15 protein-coding genes are annotated in these 17,939 nt (G+C 63.9%); 8 read left to right on the top strand and 7 right to left on the bottom strand.

Annotation, left to right across the window (positions count from 1 at the left end; all coding sequences use genetic code 11):
- The first annotated feature begins 8 nt into the window (after nucleotides 1-8).
- Nucleotides 9-1,145: a cytochrome d ubiquinol oxidase subunit II gene (cydB, locus tag ACO1XS_RS05630; RefSeq protein WP_331568487.1), complete on the top strand. Its 1,137-nt coding sequence runs from the start codon at nucleotides 9-11 to the stop codon at nucleotides 1,143-1,145.
- An 11-nt stretch (nucleotides 1,146-1,156) separates the two neighbouring features.
- Nucleotides 1,157-1,351 (top strand): hypothetical protein, encoded by a 195-nt coding sequence (locus ACO1XS_RS05625; protein ID WP_331568486.1) that lies wholly within the window; start codon nucleotides 1,157-1,159, stop codon nucleotides 1,349-1,351.
- Between the two features lies 1 nt (nucleotide 1,352).
- On the opposite strand, the gene gloA2 is transcribed toward ACO1XS_RS05625, so the two are convergent.
- Nucleotides 1,353-1,754 carry an SMU1112c/YaeR family gloxylase I-like metalloprotein gene (gene gloA2, locus ACO1XS_RS05620; RefSeq protein WP_331568485.1) on the bottom strand — a complete coding sequence of 134 codons (402 nt, stop codon included), beginning with the start codon at nucleotides 1,752-1,754 and terminating at the stop codon, nucleotides 1,353-1,355.
- Between the two features lie 271 nt (nucleotides 1,755-2,025).
- Between gloA2 and ACO1XS_RS05615 the strand changes: the two genes are divergently transcribed.
- The 4 genes from ACO1XS_RS05615 to ACO1XS_RS05600 all read left to right on the top strand — a co-directional run bounded on the left by ACO1XS_RS05615 (nucleotide 2,026) and on the right by ACO1XS_RS05600 (nucleotide 8,375).
- Nucleotides 2,026-2,757 carry a hypothetical protein gene (locus ACO1XS_RS05615; RefSeq protein WP_331568484.1) on the top strand — a complete coding sequence of 244 codons (732 nt, stop codon included), beginning with the start codon at nucleotides 2,026-2,028 and terminating at the stop codon, nucleotides 2,755-2,757.
- Complete coding sequence (locus ACO1XS_RS05610) at nucleotides 2,754-3,686, top strand: fatty acid desaturase (protein WP_331568483.1); 933 nt, start codon at nucleotides 2,754-2,756, stop codon at nucleotides 3,684-3,686. Before ACO1XS_RS05615 ends, ACO1XS_RS05610 begins: the two co-directional genes overlap by 4 nt.
- A complete protein-coding gene (locus ACO1XS_RS05605) occupies nucleotides 3,683-4,432 on the top strand; it encodes a metal-dependent hydrolase (protein WP_486390189.1) in 750 nt (249 codons plus the stop codon). The genes ACO1XS_RS05610 and ACO1XS_RS05605 overlap by 4 nt, the downstream gene beginning before the upstream one ends.
- A gap of 100 nt (nucleotides 4,433-4,532) precedes the next feature.
- The gene (locus ACO1XS_RS05600; RefSeq protein ID WP_486390188.1) at nucleotides 4,533-8,375 is read left to right on the top strand and encodes a type III effector protein; all 3,843 of its coding nucleotides are present in this window, start codon (nucleotides 4,533-4,535) and stop codon (nucleotides 8,373-8,375) included.
- 50 nt (nucleotides 8,376-8,425) lie between these two features.
- Here ACO1XS_RS05600 and ACO1XS_RS05595 read toward each other — a convergent pair whose 3' ends face one another.
- The 6 genes from ACO1XS_RS05595 to ACO1XS_RS05570 form a co-directional block, all read right to left on the bottom strand.
- Complete coding sequence (locus tag ACO1XS_RS05595; RefSeq protein ID WP_331568480.1) at nucleotides 8,426-9,058, bottom strand: response regulator transcription factor; 633 nt, start codon at nucleotides 9,056-9,058, stop codon at nucleotides 8,426-8,428.
- Nucleotides 9,033-10,685 (bottom strand): response regulator, encoded by a 1,653-nt coding sequence (locus ACO1XS_RS05590; protein ID WP_331568479.1) that lies wholly within the window; start codon nucleotides 10,683-10,685, stop codon nucleotides 9,033-9,035. The genes ACO1XS_RS05595 and ACO1XS_RS05590 overlap by 26 nt, the downstream gene beginning before the upstream one ends.
- The gene (locus ACO1XS_RS05585; RefSeq protein ID WP_331568478.1) at nucleotides 10,682-12,862 is read right to left on the bottom strand and encodes a hybrid sensor histidine kinase/response regulator; all 2,181 of its coding nucleotides are present in this window, start codon (nucleotides 12,860-12,862) and stop codon (nucleotides 10,682-10,684) included. Before ACO1XS_RS05585 ends, ACO1XS_RS05590 begins: the two co-directional genes overlap by 4 nt.
- A gap of 40 nt (nucleotides 12,863-12,902) precedes the next feature.
- Nucleotides 12,903-13,844, bottom strand: coding sequence for a hypothetical protein (locus ACO1XS_RS05580; RefSeq protein WP_331568477.1), 942 nt, complete (start codon nucleotides 13,842-13,844; stop codon nucleotides 12,903-12,905).
- A gap of 201 nt (nucleotides 13,845-14,045) precedes the next feature.
- On the bottom strand, nucleotides 14,046-14,711 hold the full coding sequence (locus ACO1XS_RS05575) for an anti-sigma factor (protein ID WP_331568476.1): 666 nt from the start codon (nucleotides 14,709-14,711) through the stop codon (nucleotides 14,046-14,048).
- Nucleotides 14,708-15,343 (bottom strand): RNA polymerase sigma factor, encoded by a 636-nt coding sequence (locus tag ACO1XS_RS05570; RefSeq protein ID WP_331568475.1) that lies wholly within the window; start codon nucleotides 15,341-15,343, stop codon nucleotides 14,708-14,710. Before ACO1XS_RS05570 ends, ACO1XS_RS05575 begins: the two co-directional genes overlap by 4 nt.
- Nucleotides 15,344-15,832: 489 nt before the next feature.
- On the opposite strand from ACO1XS_RS05570, the gene ACO1XS_RS05565 reads away from it, so the two are divergent.
- Nucleotides 15,833-16,630 carry a response regulator transcription factor gene (locus ACO1XS_RS05565; protein ID WP_331568474.1) on the top strand — a complete coding sequence of 266 codons (798 nt, stop codon included), beginning with the start codon at nucleotides 15,833-15,835 and terminating at the stop codon, nucleotides 16,628-16,630.
- A 333-nt stretch (nucleotides 16,631-16,963) separates the two neighbouring features.
- A complete protein-coding gene (locus ACO1XS_RS05560) occupies nucleotides 16,964-17,896 on the top strand; it encodes a hypothetical protein (protein WP_486390187.1) in 933 nt (310 codons plus the stop codon).
- Nucleotides 17,897-17,939: the final 43 nt, after the last annotated feature.

The raw sequence follows: 17,939 nt of genomic DNA, 5'->3' as shown, positions 1-17,939 counted from the left end.
ACTGCGAGATGGAACTCTATCTAGTCTTCAAGGTGCTCTGGTGGTTGGTGCTCGGCGTGCTGCTGATGGGGCTCGGCATCATGGTGGGCATGGACATGGGCGTCGGCGCGCTGCTGCGCTATGTCGGGCGCACCGACACCGAACGGCGCATCGCGCTCAATATCGTTGCGCCACACTGGGACGGCAACCAGGTCTGGTTCGTTCTCGGCGGCGGGGCGGTTTTCGCCGCATTCCCGCTGCTCTATGCGACTGCGTTCTCGGGCCTTTACATCGTCATGCTGTTGCTGCTCTGGACGATGATCCTGCGGCCGCTCGGCTTCGAGTACCGCAGCAAACTGCCGACGGCTGCCTGGCGCAACGTGTGGGACTGGGCGCTCGTCGTGAGCGGCACGGTGCCGATGATCGTCTACGGCGCGGGTGTCGGCAATATGCTGCGGGGCGTGCCCTTTCATTTCGACTGGGATCTCACGTCGCACTACACCGGCAGCTTCGTCTCGCTGCTGAATCCGTTCGCGGTGATGTGCGGCATTCTTTCGCTCTCGCTTGCCGTCTATATGGGCGGCGTGATGCTCACAGGACGCTCGGAGCCCGGGCCCCTGCAAGCGCGTGCGCGCCGCGCCGCCACGGTCGGCATTGCGATCGCATTCACGCTGTTCACGATCGGCGGATGGTGGATGATCCATCTGAACGGCTATCGGCTCGTACAGGCACCGGCGCCCGGCTTGGCGCAAACCCCGCTGCAACAAACCGCGGTGCTCGTCAGCGCGGGCTGGTTCGATAACTACCGCGCCGTTCCCGCGCTTTGGTTCGTACCGGCACTCGCGTACTTCGGCATGACGCTGGGCTTTTTTGCGCTGCGCGCGCGCCGCGCGACACTCGCCTGGTGGTGCGGCGCGCTCGCATGGATCGGCGTCATCGGCACGGTCGGCGTCAGCATGTTTCCGTTCCTCTTGCCGTCATCGAGCCACCCGTCGCAGAGCCTCACGGTCTGGAACTCGGTGTCGAGCCGCCATACGCTGATCTGGATGGCGGGCTGGGCCGCTATTTTCGTCCCGGCCATTGTCGCCTATACCAGTTGGGCGTTTTACATCATGCGCGGCAAGGTGAAGGCAGAACATGTCGAAGCCGATCCGCACGCTTATTAATGGGGTAAATCATGAAGACGTTTTTGCAATTCGCCGTGATGCTGGCCGCCGTCGTCGCGGCGATCGTGATCGGTGTCATCGTGGGCAATTATGGCGCGTGGTACTTCTCGTGGATCGTCGGCACGATCATGATCGTGCTCTTCTCCGCCGCGGGCGGTGTATTGCTCGATACTCAGGAGCACGAACGATCGGCAGCCCGACGCTGATCTATGCTTCGTAAAGTTCGAGCGGCAAGCCGTCCGGATCGCTGAAGAACACGAAGCGCTTGCCGGTCAGCTCGTCGAGCCTGACCGGCTCCACCGCTACACCCGCCGCGGTGAGCGACGAGACGCACGCATCGAGATCGTCTGTCGCAAAAGCGAGATGGCGCAATCCCCGGGCCTCGGGATACGACGGCCTCGGCGGAGCCTCTGGAAACGAAAACAACTCGATCTGGCCATACTCGCCGACTTCGAGATCGAGTTTCCACGAACGGCGTTCCCCCCGCCATGTTTCGCGAATGACGCGCAACCCCAACGTCTGCGTGTAAAAACGCTTCGACCGCTCATAGTCCGAGCAAATAATCGCAACGTGGTGAATGCGGGAAAGGGGCAGCGCAGCGGGCGTCATCGCATCTCCTATGGCACCGATGTTTATACACCGTCCGCGCGATACGCTCAATGCGCACGATCGACCGACCCCGTAGCTCAGCGAATAAAAACTTATTAAAAAAGGATCGCGAGCGCATCGGAGCATCCCGCGGTCATGGCGCGAGGACATCGTCCGCCAAAGCATCGGTCGTTCCCTGTCACGACCATGACATAGACATTCTGCGAAATAGCGCTAATTCGATTTGCATGAATCGTACAAACTTTTCGAATAGCCGCTACAAAGAAACTTTATGGATCAGACATTTCGTTTTCTCTCGCAGATTGCAATTCGCCCTTTAGCCGATGAGCGCGTGCACGCGCGCTTTTTGACCGACCGCGACTTACCCGCGCTGCTCGAGTTGGAGCAGGAAAAGTGGACCGATGTGCAGGCTGCGTCGCGCGCCCAACTCCAGGCGCGAATCGACGCGCATCCCGATCTGGCCGTCGGCGCCTTTTGCTCGCGATCCGGCCGACTGCTCGCCTCGCTGTTCATGCGGCCCGTCGCCGACGACTTCCACCGCTGTGTCACGAGCTGGGAAGACTGCACATTACTGCCCTCCCCTGCCACAGGGACGACGCTATTCGGCATCAGCCTCACGAGCCGCGATCAAGCCGGTGTCACTGCATTACTGAAATTTTTTTGGCCCTACGCACTCAAGCGCGGCTGGCGGTACATCTATCTCGGCTCTCCGGTGCCCGGTCTGCGCGACTGGATGGCGGCTCATCCCGAAGGGCACGTCGAAGACTACGTCCATGCCCGGCGCCGCGGCCTGCCCCTCGATCCGCAGTTGCGCTACTACGCCTCGCGCGGCTTCGACAGGATCGTCTCGATCAAGCGGGACTATTTCCCGCATGAGCGATCGCTCGATTACGGGGTGCTCCTGCGAGGAACGGTTCCTTTGTCGATACTGCGTCCGGTTTGGTCTGCGCTTGCGCTGCCTACGATACAACGCATCGCCCACCCGCTCGCCGCATTGCTATGACTCGATCCGCCACGCACTCCACGACCGGACGCGTTCGGCCGCGCACGTACAGCGATTGGCCCAGCGCATTGTTTTTGTCGTCCGTCCTCGTCAATACGATTCTGATTTCGATCTGCACCAACCCGTGGTTCCTCGCTCCGCTGATGCTGCTCCAAGGGCTCCTGCTGACCGGGTGTCAAGAAGCCAAGCATCTGTGCGCGCACGGGACGTTCATCGGTAATCGCAACGTGAGCGACGCGATAGGCACCGCATGCGCGGCGCTGGTCGGGCAGAACTTTTTTGCCTTCCGTTACTTTCATCTGGCACACCATCCCCTCCCCTGCACCGAGGCCGATCCCGAAGGGCCGCTCTATGCTCGAAGCTGGCGCACGCGCTGGATCTGGCTGCTGGCCCCGCTCGAGGTGCCTTGGGTCGCCTGGCATCTGACGCGAACGGGATGGTCGATGGTGCCGCGGGCCAAACGCGCCCGGCGCAACGCAGCCTTCGTCTGGTGGGTCGTATTTGCGCTATCGATTGTGGTCGGGCTGCGCTACGCGCCACGCACCATCGCTGTCGCTTATCTGATTCCGCTCGCACTGTCGGCATGGTTCGATTTCATCCTCACGCAGGCCGAGCACTATGGCGTGGCGATTGCCCCCGCCTCGTGCCGGCGTCCGCAGGGCTCGATCGCGAACGACATTGCGCTTCCGTTCGGCCTCGGCTGGGTCCTGCTGCACCGGTCGCTGCACCGAACGCACCACTGCGAACCTGCCTTGCGATGGTTCGAGGTGGCGCGTCGGCTCGAAACGGATCCCACCGCGGCGCCAATCGGCTATATCGCGTTCGTGCGCCGTTGGCTAACGGACGGCCCCAGGTTGTGGCTGACGGATCGAGGCTCCCGCGCGAACGCGAACGTGCCGATTCGCGCACAACCGGGACGCCGGACATGACGCCGACTTACGATGCTTCCGCCCGCCGCGGCAAACCGCTGTTCTGGAATGGCACACTCGTGCGCAGCCGGTTCTTCGACGCGCTTTCGTTGATCCTCCCCGCCGGCGAGGCCTTTCTCATCGACACGCTCGAAACGTGGCGTACGCGTTGTCCCGCGCCTATCGACACCAGGCTGCACAGCGAAGTCGAGCGTTTCGTTCGCGAAGAGCGCGCGCATCGGCAAGCGCACGTGCGTTACAACGATGCGCTGATTGGGGGCCTGCCAGGCGCGCAGGCCGTCGCCGAGCGGGCAAACCGCGTGACGGCTGAACTCGAGCGGCTCGATTTGCCGATGAAGATAGCGCTCGTCGCCGCATTCGAGCACTTGACCGCCGTACTCTCCGAAGAGGTCGTCTCTCACGGCACCTTGCTGATCGATGGGCAATCGCACGCGGCGAAGCTGTGGCGCTGGCATGCGCGCGAGGAACTCGGGCATCGCGATGTTGCTATCGATGTCGCCGCGCACGCGGGACTGAACCGATGGACGCTGAGGTTGGCCTTGCTCCTCGCTACGGGATATCTTTTGGTCGACGAGTTGCGCTATACGTTCGCGTTGTGCCGCTGCGATATCCGCTCGGGTGCGCTGAGCTGGCGCGCCGCATCGATCGATGCCGCCCGGTTCGCGTTCGGCAGCCTGCCCTCGCTCGTCCGCATGGTGCGGGGATGGTGGCGTTATTTCCGCTCACCGTTGACGAGCGCACGCTGAATATCGATTTCGCTGTCGGGCACGGCGTTTCGCCGCGGCCACCGGAATTGCAATATCACTTTCCTAGCATGGGTCGCGAATCCCCCCCTGCATCGCCAACATGAAATCCGCCCTGCGCCGCATCCTCCCGTCACCCACCTCTCCCACTGCTGCTCCCGCGGCGGAGATCCGGCCACCGCAATCCGCCCGGCAGCCGGAAGGATCGGCAGCGGCGCACCCCGCGCGCGGCAGCGTGCGGGGCCGCCTCGGGCAATTGTTCGACATGAAGAAGGTTCCCTTCGAGCCGGCTGTCAGCGTCGAGCGCTGGGACGAGACGACGACGCTCGGCATCTGCGAACGCTGGACCGAAGGGCAGCGCAAGCAGCCGTCGATCGTCGGACTGGCTCGCCTGACGGCGCTGAACTTCGAGCGCGCACGACCGGATTCGATCCCCGCGGAGATGAGAGATCAGCGCTTGTTGCCGGAAGGATCGAAAGACGAGGACTATTACCGCGAGATGATCGCGACATTCCTTGAAACGGTAGGGCTCGACGACACCGACGCAGTCATCGACAGCTTCAAAAAGACCGGTACCGGTGCGTTGCATCGTCAGCGCCTGACCGTCTCCTCGACTGTCAACGGGGCGGTAAGCGCCGCGCAATTGGCGGCTTCGGCTCATCTGCCGGCGAAGACGGCGCTCTCCGGCGTGCAACTGCTGCTGACGTTGCTTTCGACGCAGTTGGCATTCGATTCGGCCAACATCCGGTTCCGGAATTCGGGTACCGAGGAAATCATGCCGCTTGGCAAGGCCGATGCGACGCCGAGCGCGAAGACAGGTCCGAATGTCATGCGTGCATCGGCACGCCTTGCGTTGGAACTGCGAAAAATCGGCAACGCCGTGCGAAAAATGGAGCGTGCGCAAGCCGATCTCGACGACGCGCGTACTCGGCTGGCGAATCCGAATGCCGCACCGCAAGCGCGCGAGCAGGCCGATCGCGACATGCGTGCCGCCGGCACCGCACTCAGCGTCGCTTATGCGCGGTTTTGCATGCGCATGGAGTTGAAATCCGATTACAAAACCGCGGCCGAAAGCGCAAAGATCGAGTATCACGGCAACAAGCGCGCGTTCGGCGTCAGTGTCGCGTCGGGTGCGGCAACTTATACGGCGACGCTGCTCGGCATCCTCACGCCCGTCGTCATCTCGTCGTTTGCCGCCACCGCCGGCGCGACGGCGGGCGCTGTCGCGCTCGTGGCCGCGCTTTATGTCGGCTACCAGCTCGGTTCGGGTCCAAGCAAGGACGGCGAGGCCAAAGCGAAACGCGCGATCGTGGCGCTTGCCAAGTCGACGGACCTGCTGGCCGGCAACGCCGCCAAGCAGCAAACCGAACGCGCCGAAGCCTATCGCACCTACATCGCCGAAAAACGCGTGACGAACAATCCCGAGGTGCGCAAGCAGGCCAAGGCCAAACTCATTGCCACGCTCGAAGAGATCGCGCGCCGCGATTCGACGAAAGACGATCTCGATCCAGTCAGGAACTGGACCGATTACGCGGCGCTGCGTCGCGGGATCGCCAATGCGGGTACCGATGAAACCGCCGTGAAAGCGCTCGAAGACTCGTTCGCTGAAACACACGCGAGTCAATTCAAAGCGTCGACCGTCTCCGATGCATGGAAAACGCCCGATCGCATGCGCTTCGACAGCATGGGACGGCTGCTGCTGGGCCGCGTGAGCGAATCGCTCGCGTCGCTGCACGACTTCAACACCGAGGTCGAACGGACCGGCGCCCGCGATTCGCGGCGCAAGGCCGCGGCGCGCAACACGTTGCGTGCCGGCCGTCGTGCCGAGGTCAAGGCCTGCTTGCGCGACTGGCTTCATTTCGAACTCGCGCAGTCGCGGATGAAGGCAGCCGTTGCCGAGACCGATCCGGTTCAGGCGCGCAACACCCTGCGAGCAGCAGCCCAGGCGCTCGCGGCCATCGAAAGCGCCGATGCCCGCGCACTGTTCAGCACCGATGCGCGCAAGCAGGTGGATGCGACCAAGCTCGCCAAATCGATGGCGATCGGCGAGCGTGAACGCTATACGGTGACGAACGCCGGAGCGGCCGCATTGGCCGCCGCGGTCAATATCTCCGGCTCGGCGGCGAGCCTGGGGCTCAATATTCACAAGGCCGAGTTGGCCAGTCATGGGGTTCATCAAAAGCCGGCGTTCGGCGATCAGAACGACGCGCGTCTGGTGGCGCAAGGCACCGCGCCCGTTACCGCGCCCTATTCCGCGGGCGAACGCGCGCGGTTCCAGAAGACCAGCATGGCCAAGCTCGTCGAGACGCTCGCAAGAGACGGCGAACCCGTCGTGACGAAGCTCGACTTGCCGGCGACGAATGCCATGCTCGTCGATCTGGGCGATCGACACAGCGACGCGTCGCTCGACCGGTTGCTCGCGAGCATCGAGGCAGCACGGGACATTCCCGACGAAATCACGGTTTCGGTCGGCGGGGCGAAGCTCAGTTCAGGCAAACTGAGCGGCACGACCGGGTATTACAACTGGCGCTATCGACACGCACCGCTTGCGACCCAGGCGAAGTTCAGAACGCGTCAAATGGCGATGCTCGCCGATAGCCTTGCCATCTCGGTCGCCACACCCATCGCTCACGCAGTGGCCCAAGTGCCATTGTCGAAAACGCGCAAGGCGGCCGATCTCGGCAAAAGCCTGAGCCCGGGCGTACGCGAACGGCTGACGAGCCTCGCGATTCAGCCGCCGCCATCCGAGGCACCGCCCCCGACGGACGCGCCGCACAGGAGCGATACGGTTGTAGAACGAGTCGAATCGGCGTTGCCGCCGCCCGAAACGCCGCTTCCTGAAACGCAAACGGGATCGCCCCCAGCGAACGACTTCATCGCTTCGGCCGACGCGGATGCGCACGGGCTGGCAGGCTCATTCGATGCGCAAGCCGCCGCACTCGCACTGCGTGCTATCCCGGAGCTCGGCGGCAGCGCGCGCGTCACGCATCCGGACGTGCCTGCGGCGCGCCCGGAGAACGTGTTCGTGCCGCGTCCCGAGCAAGCGGCGATACCGGTAGCCGAACGCCATGAACCGCTCGAACTCGAGCGGCAGCGCGACATGATGATGGGCGCGGGGCGCGACGAGACGCTGCGATGGTTCGCGCAGCACGGGATTCGCGCCGCCGACAACAGCGGTCATGCCTCGATGGACTGCCTGATCATTTCACTGCTTCAGCACGCGACGGGCCGCTATGACGCTCAATCCGAGCCGCTGCTCGCGGCTCAGGCATCGCGTTACCGCGAAGCGATGGCGCGCGAGTATCCCGAGATCGAAGGCGGCGACCGCATGCTCTACGACGACGAGCCGGCGATCGCGGCGCTGATGCAGCGGATCAACCGCGATTACGGCGCCAGTATGAATCTGCAATTGATCATGCCCAGCATCGACGGTCCTATTCGCTTTCAAGCGTCGCGGCTCGGAACCGATCCCGTCGGCATCGTCATGTTCGGCAATCACTTTCAGGCCGTTCATATGGCGGGCGACATCAGTGAAGAGCACATCGTCGACGAACCTTCGGACACGTCGACATCGTCGAGCGAACAACCGGTCGCCTCGGTGTCGTTGACGCAAGCCACGCTGCCGGCCGACGTCGAACCCGTCAGCAGCCGGCTCGAGGCGTGGTTGTCCGCCATGCCGACCGACCCGCGGACCCTCGGCGCGCTCAGGCGGGCAGCGGAATCGACACAACCCACACCGCGCGGCATCGATGCCGTGCAGGATTCGACGCTTCGTTCGCCGTCCCTCGATAGGCAGGATTCGTTCGCCGGAACGACGGCCGCCGTCGTCGGCGCCGATTCGCGCCGCTGGACGGTGGCCGGGCGGCGCGTCCGGTTCGATGACGATGCCAAGACGAACGACGGCCCAACCCGGCGGGCCAGATCGAATAAACCGGGACGGGAATGAGTCAGCGTCGGCGGTGACGAGCGGGCATCGATCGAACGCCGATGCGGCAGTTACTGCGCCGCGAGCCCATGACGAATCGAATAGCGGAACAACTCCGCGTTGTTACTCACGCCGAGTTTCTGCATCAAACGCCGCTTATGCGTGCTGATCGTTTTGGCGCTCAGCGAAAAGGCCTCGGCGATCTCGTTGATGCTGCGCCCGCTCGCGAGCAGACGCAGCACCTCGAATTCCCGATCGGAGAGGATCTCGTGCGGCGGCACGTCGCTCGAATGGCGTTCGAACACCACCGCATCGACGAGCGTCGGATCGATGAAGCGCCCGCCTGTTGCAAGCTTTCGAATGGCCGCCAGCAGCACTTCGGGATCGCTATCTTTCGTGACGTAGCCGCTCGCACCCGCGCGCAAAGCCCTCGAGACGACCTGCGCTTCGTTATGGATGCTCAGAATCAGAATGGGCATGTCCGGATATTCGCCATGAACGCGGCGAATCAGGTCCACGCCGCTGATACCCGGCATCGTGATGTCGAGCATCAGCAAGTCCACCTCACGGCATCGCAGCTTACTGAGCACGTCGGCCCCGCTCGCGGCTTCGTCGACCACCGTCACGTCGGTGGCCGTCGCCATGATCTGTTTCAAGCCGCTGCGGACTACGGCATGATCATCCGCGATCAGAATCTTGATCATCTTCTCTTCCATTCTCGACAGGAATACTGATCGACACCACAGTCCCCGAACCGGGTGCGCTGTCGATCTGTAATGAAGCACCTATGAGCCGTGCACGTTCGCTCATGCCCAGCAGCCCATAGGAATCGCGCGTGCCGGCGGCGGCCGGATCGAAACCGCAGCCATTGTCGCTGACGTTCAGGACGAGCCCACGTGCGTCGCGCATCATCGTGACGTAGACGCGTGTGGCGCGCGCATGACGCGCGATATTCGTCATCGATTCCTGGACGACCCGGAACAGCGCCGTCGCATGCGCGTCGTCGAGCTCGGGCTCGCCGGCATTGAGCACGAGCTGGCATGGAATGCCCGTGCGCTTGCCGAAATCGTCGGCCAGCCATTCGAGTGCCGAAACGAGACCGAAATTCAACGCCGCGGGCCGCAGGTGATTCGCGACATTGCGCACCATCAGAATGGTCTGCTCGACCAGATCGCGCATGCCGTTCACCTTCCCGAGCAGATCGGGCGCGCCACTCAATCGCATTTTGAGCAATGATACGTCCATCTTCAAAGCCGTCAGCAATTGCCCGAGTTCGTCATGAATCTCGAGTGCGATCCGCTTGCGCTCTTCTTCACGTATCGCCTCCATATAGGCGCTCAGTTGACGCAACTGCTCGCGCGATTCGAGCAACGCCTGCTCGATGCGCCTGCGCTCCGTCATGTCGCGTATGCCGATATACATCGCGGGCTCGTCCTGGAACGTCGCGAGCCGGGCCGTCATGGCGCCCCAGAACGTGGTGCCGTCGAGCCGGCGCAGGAGCACGTCGGTGTCGCACGACATCCCCTGGATCCGCGCACGCTCGATGATTCTGCGTCGACCGCTTTGTTCGGCGTAGAGCAGGTTGCAGTCGACATGGCCCTGCTCGGCCTCGCTCACGCCCATCAATTGCCGCCACTGCTCGTTCGCATACAACACGCGCGGTTCGGCGAGCGAGCCGATGCAAAGCGGCACCGGGCTTGCCTCGACGATCTCGCGCAAGCGCGCCTCGCTGACCTTCAGCCGCGCCTGAGCGCGTTCGCGCTCCTCGATTTCGGCGCGCAGATCGTCGTTCGCACGCGCGAGTTGCTCGGTACGGCGCGCCACGCGCAATTCGAGCTCGTCGCGAATGCGCGAAAGCTTGAACTCGGCCTTCTGCCTGACCCTCACCTCCTCCTGCAGTTGCCGGTTCTGCCTGACGAGCGTCATCTGCATTTCGCGCATGGCCAAATGCACGTTCATTCGGGCAACGACTTCGTCGATACGCACGGGCTTGGTCACATAGTCGACACCGCCCGCCATAAAACCTTCGACCATATCCCCCAGGCCATCGGCGACCGTCATGAAAATGACGGGGATGTCGCGCGTGGGTACGTCGGCCTTCAATCGCCGGCAGGTATCGAAGCCGTTTATGCCCGGCATGTTGACATCGAGCAGGATCAGCTCGGGCTGGGAGAATCGCGCGCGCTCGATCGCTTCCGCACTGTCGAGCGCGATCAGCACGCGAAAGCCGCGCTCGCCGAGCGCATCGACCACCACGCCCAGGTTGGCGGGGTTATCGTCGACGATCAGCACGGTCGCGGTGCGCGGCTGGAGATCGGCAAACTGATTCAAGGCGCGCCTCCCGCGTGCAGATGCCGCTCGACGAACGCGAGCAGCGCCTTCGATTGATAGCCGCGCGCAAGCGCGCGCAACGCCGAAGCGAGCGGCGCATAGCGGGTGTCGCGCGCACTCAGCGCATCCGCCCAGCCGCGCACGGCCCGCATATCGCCCATGCGCGCAAGCTCATGCAGCTCGCGCATCGACTCCGCCGGCGGCGTCGGCAGCAGGACGCTCGCGAGTTGCGCGAGATCGAGCGCGCGCCCCGCGGGCTGCGATGAATAAGTCCACTCGAGTCCCAGCAGCGCCGCCATTTCCGCCTGCAATCGTTCGAAGTCGACCGGCTTCGGTAAAAACACATTGGCACCGGCCGCGAGCGTTTTTTCGACATCCGCGGCCGAGGAGCTGGCCGAGAGCGCCACGATCGGCACACTGCGGTATTCGCTCAATGCGCGCACGCGCTCGATGAATTCGAGCCCACTCATGCCGGGCATCACGATATCGGTCAATATCAGCGAAACAGGGCTCCCGCGCCCTTGCGATTGCATCAGCGCGGCGAGGCCGTCGGCGGCCTTCTCGAGGGAGATCACCTCGAAGCCGAGGCTGCCGAGCAGATCGGATACGATCGCGCGGTTGACAGCGATATCGTCGAGCACGAGCACCGTACGGCGCGCCCCGGTATAGCCGGTTGCGACCCGCTCGATTTCGCACGCGATCGCGTGCGTACCCGCCTGGATCGCGGCAGGCAGCTCGAAGCGAAAGACACTGCCTCGGCCGAGTTCGCTCTCGGCGGCAATTTCGCCGCCCATGGCGCGCACGAACTGCTGGCTGATCGCGAGCCCGAGCCCCATGCCGCCATCGTGGCCGCTCCTTTGCCGGCCTTGCTCGAACGGCAGGAAAATGCGCTCGAGCTCGTCGGCGCCGACGCCGCAACCCGTGTCGCGCACCTCGAAGGTGGCGCCGCCCGCGGTGCCGCGCCGCACGCGCAGCTCCACCGTCCCATGCGCCGTGAACTTGATCGCGTTCGTCAGCAAGTTCAACAGCACCTGCCGCAAACGGCGTTCGTCCGCGCGTACACCGAAGGGCACATCGGGCTCAATGTGGCAGACGAATCGAAGCCCCTTGTCGGTGGCCTTGACCACGATCACTTCTCTGATCGCGCTGACGGCCTCCACCAGAGGCACATCCGCGACTTCGACACGCATGCGGCCCGCCTCGATCATCGCGAAGTCGAGCACATCGTGAATCAATGCCAGCAATTGTTCGCCGCAACGCTGAATGACGCCGACGGCCTCGCGTTGCGTCGCGCCGAGCGAGCCGTCGCGGCGAAGAATCTGCGCATAGCCGAGAATGCCGTTCAGCGGCGTGCGCAGTTCGTGACTCATGCTGGCGAGAAACGCGCTCTTGGCGCTGTTCGCGGCTTCGGCCGCGTGCCTTGCCTCGCGCTCGGCCGCGGCGTCGCGCTCGTCGAGATACGCGCCGTAGACGCGCAGCGCCATGGCATTGGTGGCCAATACGACGCGATCGAGTTCGTCCGGTATCGTGCGCTTGCCACGCTCGAGTATCAACGGCACCGGCAGCTCGCGATAATCGTAGCGGGCAACGGCCCGGGCGATCGCGGCCAGATGTCGCGTCACGAGCCGGTTGAGCAGCCACGTGATGAAAAGCGCGACGAGAAACGTACTGGCCGCCTGGTTCACGAGAATCAGCGCCGCCGTTCGCGCGAGCGAACGGTAAAGGCCGGCGAGCGTCGCCTCGACGTGCAGCGTGCCGATCTGCCGTTGCGCCCCGTCCTGCCCCCTGCGCATGATCGGGTAGTCCCGCGCAAGCGTCGCCGTCGCGCCGACGGAATGGCCGGCCGACACGATCAACGGATCGGCGCCGGCCTCCCGCACCTGGACCGCACTGATGTCGTCGAGCCGAAGCATGCCCTCGAGTTCGAGGTTCAGTTGCGACCGGTCGAGTCGCCACAGCGCTTCCGCGAGGCTGTCGCGGTAGATGCGGTCCACTTCGGAGAGGCGGTCTTGCACGTGCTCGACCCCCAGCCAGTAATCGCGGCACAGCTGCGCGGCGGTCAGCGCGAGCGTGACGACGCAACTGAACACGAATACGATGACGAACAACCGCAAGACGACACTGCCGCGCACGCGATCGAGGGGGCGCCACCCGAGAATTGACGCGTTGAGATTCATATCGACTTCAGAAAAACCCTGCCTTCATGCCACCGGCGGCTCAGTTAGCCATCCAGTATTCCCCCGGGATGTCGCGGTCCGCATCCGACAAATACCGATTGTCGAGATGGATGACCGTACGGCGGGCCAGTTCGGCGCGCTCGAGCGCGGATCGGATATCGGGCTGCGAATCGAACAGCCGTTTGTATGAACCATCGCGATAGGCCGCGCGCAAGCCGGTCTCGATCGTGTTGGCGAGCGCATCGTCATGCTTGCTCGTATAGAAAATGAAATCCGAGCGGTAAGCGAGCAACAGATGACGTTCGACGACGAGATCGGGATTGGCTGCCCCACGTGCCGCCAATTCGGTCCACGCTTCGACGACACCGCGCGGGAAATAATCGATGCGACCCGCCTCCGTCATCGGAAACAGCGAATCGTACGTCGACGTTTCGATATTCAGGCCCGCATCGCGCAGAATGCCCGTATCGACCCACCCGAAGCCCTGCCCGCCCGTCAACGTCTTCAGTTGGGCGAGCGAATCGATCTTGTCGAACTCGGCCTGGCGGTCCTTGCGAATCAGCAGGACACGATAGCCGATCAACCCGCGATAGATCGGTATGCGCACCGGGCGCAGCATCGCTTCGTCGCGCGCCGACATGCTGACCCACGCCAGATTGATCGAGCGTCCCGCCGCCAGCTCGCGCAATGCCCGCTCGCGCTGCATTACATCGCTCGAGCGGCGAATCGTGTAATCGGCATGCGCCTCGCGCATCGCAAGATCGAGTACGGCTTTCGCGAACAGCGCGCGCTGATCGTCGATGACCGTGAGCCGCGGATAGACGATGTCGAAGTGCTCGGCGCGCGCAAGGGGCGCGAACAGAGCGGTCAGCACAATCATCGCCGCAGTGACGACAGCGCGACACGAAAGCCGCGTGCCCGGCATCGCCTCGGCATGGCGCCGTAGGCGCGGGAGAAGCGTCTTGGCAGTCCTCAGCGGCACAACGAGACTTTCCGTTCAATATGTGGGACAGATGGAGCGCGCTGGCGACCGTCAGCGGGCCAGAGGCCATGCCGGCATGGACCGGACGACGCTGAGCATCGCACGATTGCCGGGAGTTTGGAAGCAGCCCAAACCCGGTCACCATTGTAAACGTCCTGCCGCCTCGCGGCCGATTCAACGGTCTGACGAAACGCTCGTGCGTCACTGAGCGCTGCGCACTCCGTCGACGGGCTCGACGAAACGCACGCCGCGCGCCGCGCGCAGTGCCGCGACGTCCTTTTCGATGTCGTGGCCTTGGCCGAGCGCGCCCAGCGAGTAGACGCCATCCTCGTTCGGGCCGCCGACGATCTGCAGATTGCGGGGCACGAGCAGCGCCTGGAGTTCGCCGGCAGTCATCGATGCGTCGATGACGAGCCGTATCGATGCCTGCGGCAACAGGGCGTCGGGCGATGACAGCGTGTGGTAGGCGGCCGGCTGATGGGATACGCCAAGCGCGAGGAACCCACCCGCTTCGAGCAGCACCATGGCGGCCAGACCGCAGGCGACCCAGGCCCAGCGGCTGCGGGCCGCGCCACCGGCCGCGGCGGCAACGTGCGGGACCGCGGGCTCGTCCCGCGCCTCGACTTTTCGCATCAATCGGTCGAGCCCGCGCTCGACGGGCAGCTCGACGCCGCCGCCGGCATTCATGCCCGCATGCACACGCCGTTGACGAACGAGTTCCTCGCGACAGTGGATACACTCGCGCAGATGTTCGTCGACCTCGCGTCGAACGGACTCGGAAGCAGTGCCGTTGACGACCCAAGGGAGCAAATCCCACACGCGCAGGTGAGTACGCTCGCAACCGTTGTCGGTCGATGTATTTTTCACTGGTCTTCCTCGGCAAAACCGGCCAACGCCGGCATGACATTGCGCAACTTGACACGGGCATGGAACATCCGGGCCTTCACCGTACTGACTGGCGAGCCCGTCATGTCGGCGATCTCATCGAGCGAATATCCCATCACGTAAGCCATTTCCATCACGAGGCGCTGCTCGGGCGTGAGCCTCGTCAACCCCTTGTTGAGCCAGTCGATCAACTCGTGATCGACACCGGGCTCGCCCGCCAGCGCCTCATGCTCGCCTTCCAACGATTCGGTGGGCAGCAAGCCTTGCCGCAGCGCCTTGAGCGTCACACGATAGGCGATGCCCATGAGCCAGGTCGAGACGCGCGAGTGCCCCTTGAACTCGTGGGCCTTTTGCCAGACGACGAGGAACGTATCGTTGACGACCTCCTCGATCAGGTCCTCCCGCCGCGTGAAGCGCGCCAGGAAACGAACGAGCCGGCGGTGGTACTCGCGGTAGAGCGAGGCCAGCGCGGCCTTGTCGCGCGTGGCGATGCGCGCCAGCAACGCGACGTCGTCGGCGTCGTTGCTGCGCGAGGCCGCCGCCTTGGGCCGCCCGATCGAAATCTCCACGACCGGCAACATGCAGTTCAGAATCCACCCAGTTCGATATTTCACTGTAGGTACCCGCCAGCATGAAAAAAGTTGCGACGTTTCGAATATCGAAAGCCGATGCAGGCCTCACTTTGCCGTCAACGCTCACAGGATTTAGATCGGGAAAGACGGATTCGGCTGTAGGGATTTCCTGATCAAGACGCCCCACGGGCCGCTGGAATCCTTTACGGCCAGCCGTTTCGCGGGGTAAGGAGTTCGGCACGCATACTGTGAAAAGCCGCAAAACGGGCATGAACCTGACGCATCCGAGTTCCCGAGAGCCGGCACTAACGGACAACAAGACTTCATTCATGAAGCCGGGCGCGACGGGAGCGCGTCCTACTTGGAGGTGACACCGCAACAACAAGCGAGCGTCTTATAAACGAAACATCTGTCATGAGAGACCAGTATGTTCACCGTCCGGTCGAACCACGCCGATGCCCCATGGCGCAGTGGCGGCGCCGTTATTACACGAAACGCTTCGTCGACGAAGCGCGCTGAAAGGAGGATAAAGTGCGATTCGCTCTTGTAACCGAGGACCCCCAGCTCACGGCCAGCGTGGCCGACTGTTTCGCCGACGAGGCGATTGCGGTCGACCCGTTCAGCGCCGAGCTGCCGCTCTTTCGCGCAATGCGCACGACGGCGTTCGACGTCGTGCTGATCGATGCGAAGAACAATTCAATGCTCGTCAATTCGCTGCTGTCCTGGCGCAATTGCAACGCCGACTTATGCACGCCGGTCATCGTGCTGACGCCATTCTCGAACTGGTCGGCGATGCTGCGATGGATCAATGCCGGCGCAACCGACGTCGCCAGCCGTTTCGACCTCGAGCAAGTGCGGCTGCGTGTGCACGTCGCCCTGAGCCGCCGGACTCAGGAACGCGTCGACGACGTGATTGCCGTGGGGCCCTATACGTTGCGTCGCGACATCGGCACGCTCACGATCGACGGCGAAGAGATTCCGCTGACGCCGCGCGAGTTCGCCATGGCCTGGCTCTTCTTTTCGAGCCCCGGCAAGTTTCTGAGCCGTGCGCAGATTGCAAGCAGCGTCTGGGGTGCCTGTGAGGACGTCGCGGGTCGTTCGATCGAACAGCACGTCTACAAACTGCGCAGGAAGCTGCGGCTCTCGGGCTGCACGGGCGCCAACCTGAAGACGGTCTACGCGCTCGGCTACAAGCTCGATCTCTCGGCGTCCGACGCGCCGGACGAGGAGCCGATACCCACGCCATCCGATTGCAAACCCCCCGCTTCCGGCTCGTCGGAACTGCCTGGCCGCCGTCTGCTGTCGGCCATGAAAGTGGCCGAGCTCTAAGAGCGCGGCTGCCCGCCTTTTTTCCTTCCGCTGTCCGTTACCGCATCGATCGTCGAAACCGACGATCGATGTTTGCGCATCGGCGCTTGCCGGCCTGCTTCATCGCTGCACGTGTATCGGGCCACGTTCGTTCAGTTCGTTTCGCCGAGGTCCAGTGGAGTTCGCCGCTATCCGCAAGCGGACGGCCGGCCGCCGGGTATCGTCGATTCCGAGCGATGCGCCGTGCCCTTGCGTTCCGAGCCGGAACTCGGGTGGGCGCTTCGTCGCGCGGCGAAACACCCCGCATTGCCGGCAGGCAGTGCGCATCCACCATTCATGACGACGAGGTGACTCATGAGCGTATCGATCGATAATTCATTCGGCTCGGGCATCAATTCACTCGATTTCTCCAGCCCGACGGGCTCGGGCGGCAACAAGGTTCAGCAACTCGAACAAATCCTCGCGGAAGTGCTGCAGATGATCGAGGACCTGCTCCAGCAGGCCATTCAAAAGCAGAACGCGCAAACCGGCATGGATACGAAGGGCGGCGGCGGCAACTCGTCACCCGGTACGGGCGGCGGCGATGCACCGTCGGGCGCGGGCGGCCCCTCGGGCGGAGGCGGCGGACCCTCGGGCGCAGGCGGCCCGTCGGATGCGGGCGGCCCATCCGATGCGGGCGGCCCGTCGGATGCGGGCGGCCCGTCGAATGCCACGGACGGTGGCCAGTCGACGTCGCTCGACTCGATGCTTCAGCAGATTCTCTCGATGCTGCAACAGCTCCAATCGCAAAACGGCCAGTCGGGCAACGGTCAGAACAACGACCAGATGATGCAGATCCTCAGCGAAATCCTGAGCATGCTGAAACAGATGATCGATGGAGCCGGCGGCGCGGGTGGCGGTGGTGGTGGTGGTGGTGGCGGCGGCGGCGGCGGCGGTCCGTCGAGCGCGGGCGGCGGCTCGGGCGGTCCCTCCGGTGCGGGCGGTCCCTCCGGTGCCGGCGGTCCTTCCGATGCGGGCGGTCCTTCCGATGCAGGCGGACCCTCCGATGCGGGCGGACCCTCGGACGCAGGCGGGGGCAACCAGCCGCAATCGATCGAATCGATGCTTGCCGAAATCACGCAGATGCTCCAGCAACTGCAATCGCAAGGCAGCCAATCGGGCGGCAACGGAAACGGAAACGGAAACGGCGGCGGGACGAACCAGGAAGTGCAAATGCTCGGCGAAATCATCCAGATGTTGCAGCAGATCATGCAGCAGCAAAAGGCGTCGGGCGCGAGCGGCATCTGATCCCCGCGGAAGAGGCCGGCGCAACGCCGGCTTTTCACATTTC

The sequence above is a fragment of the Trinickia sp. genome, from assembly GCF_057351765.1.
The sequence above is the reverse complement of the archived record's forward strand: the minus strand, read 5'-3'. Positions and strand labels throughout refer to the sequence as shown.

Bases quoted from the DNA above. Each gene is read 5' to 3' on its own strand.
- ACO1XS_RS05615 (WP_331568484.1), top strand. From the start codon at position 2,026: ATGGATCAGACATTTCGTTTTCTCTCGCAGATTGCAATTCGCCCTTTA.
- ACO1XS_RS05605 (WP_486390189.1), top strand. From the start codon at position 3,683: ATGACGCCGACTTACGATGCTTCCGCCCGCCGCGGCAAACCGCTGTTC.
- cydB (WP_331568487.1), top strand. From the start codon at position 9: ATGGAACTCTATCTAGTCTTCAAGGTGCTCTGGTGGTTGGTGCTCGGC.
- gloA2 (WP_331568485.1), bottom strand. From the start codon at position 1,754: ATGACGCCCGCTGCGCTGCCCCTTTCCCGCATTCACCACGTTGCGATT.
- ACO1XS_RS05625 (WP_331568486.1), top strand. From the start codon at position 1,157: ATGAAGACGTTTTTGCAATTCGCCGTGATGCTGGCCGCCGTCGTCGCG.
- ACO1XS_RS05595 (WP_331568480.1), bottom strand. From the start codon at position 9,058: ATGATCAAGATTCTGATCGCGGATGATCATGCCGTAGTCCGCAGCGGC.
- ACO1XS_RS05600 (WP_486390188.1), top strand. From the start codon at position 4,533: ATGAAATCCGCCCTGCGCCGCATCCTCCCGTCACCCACCTCTCCCACT.
- ACO1XS_RS05610 (WP_331568483.1), top strand. From the start codon at position 2,754: ATGACTCGATCCGCCACGCACTCCACGACCGGACGCGTTCGGCCGCGC.
- ACO1XS_RS05560 (WP_486390187.1), top strand. From the start codon at position 16,964: ATGAGCGTATCGATCGATAATTCATTCGGCTCGGGCATCAATTCACTC.
- ACO1XS_RS05585 (WP_331568478.1), bottom strand. From the start codon at position 12,862: ATGAATCTCAACGCGTCAATTCTCGGGTGGCGCCCCCTCGATCGCGTG.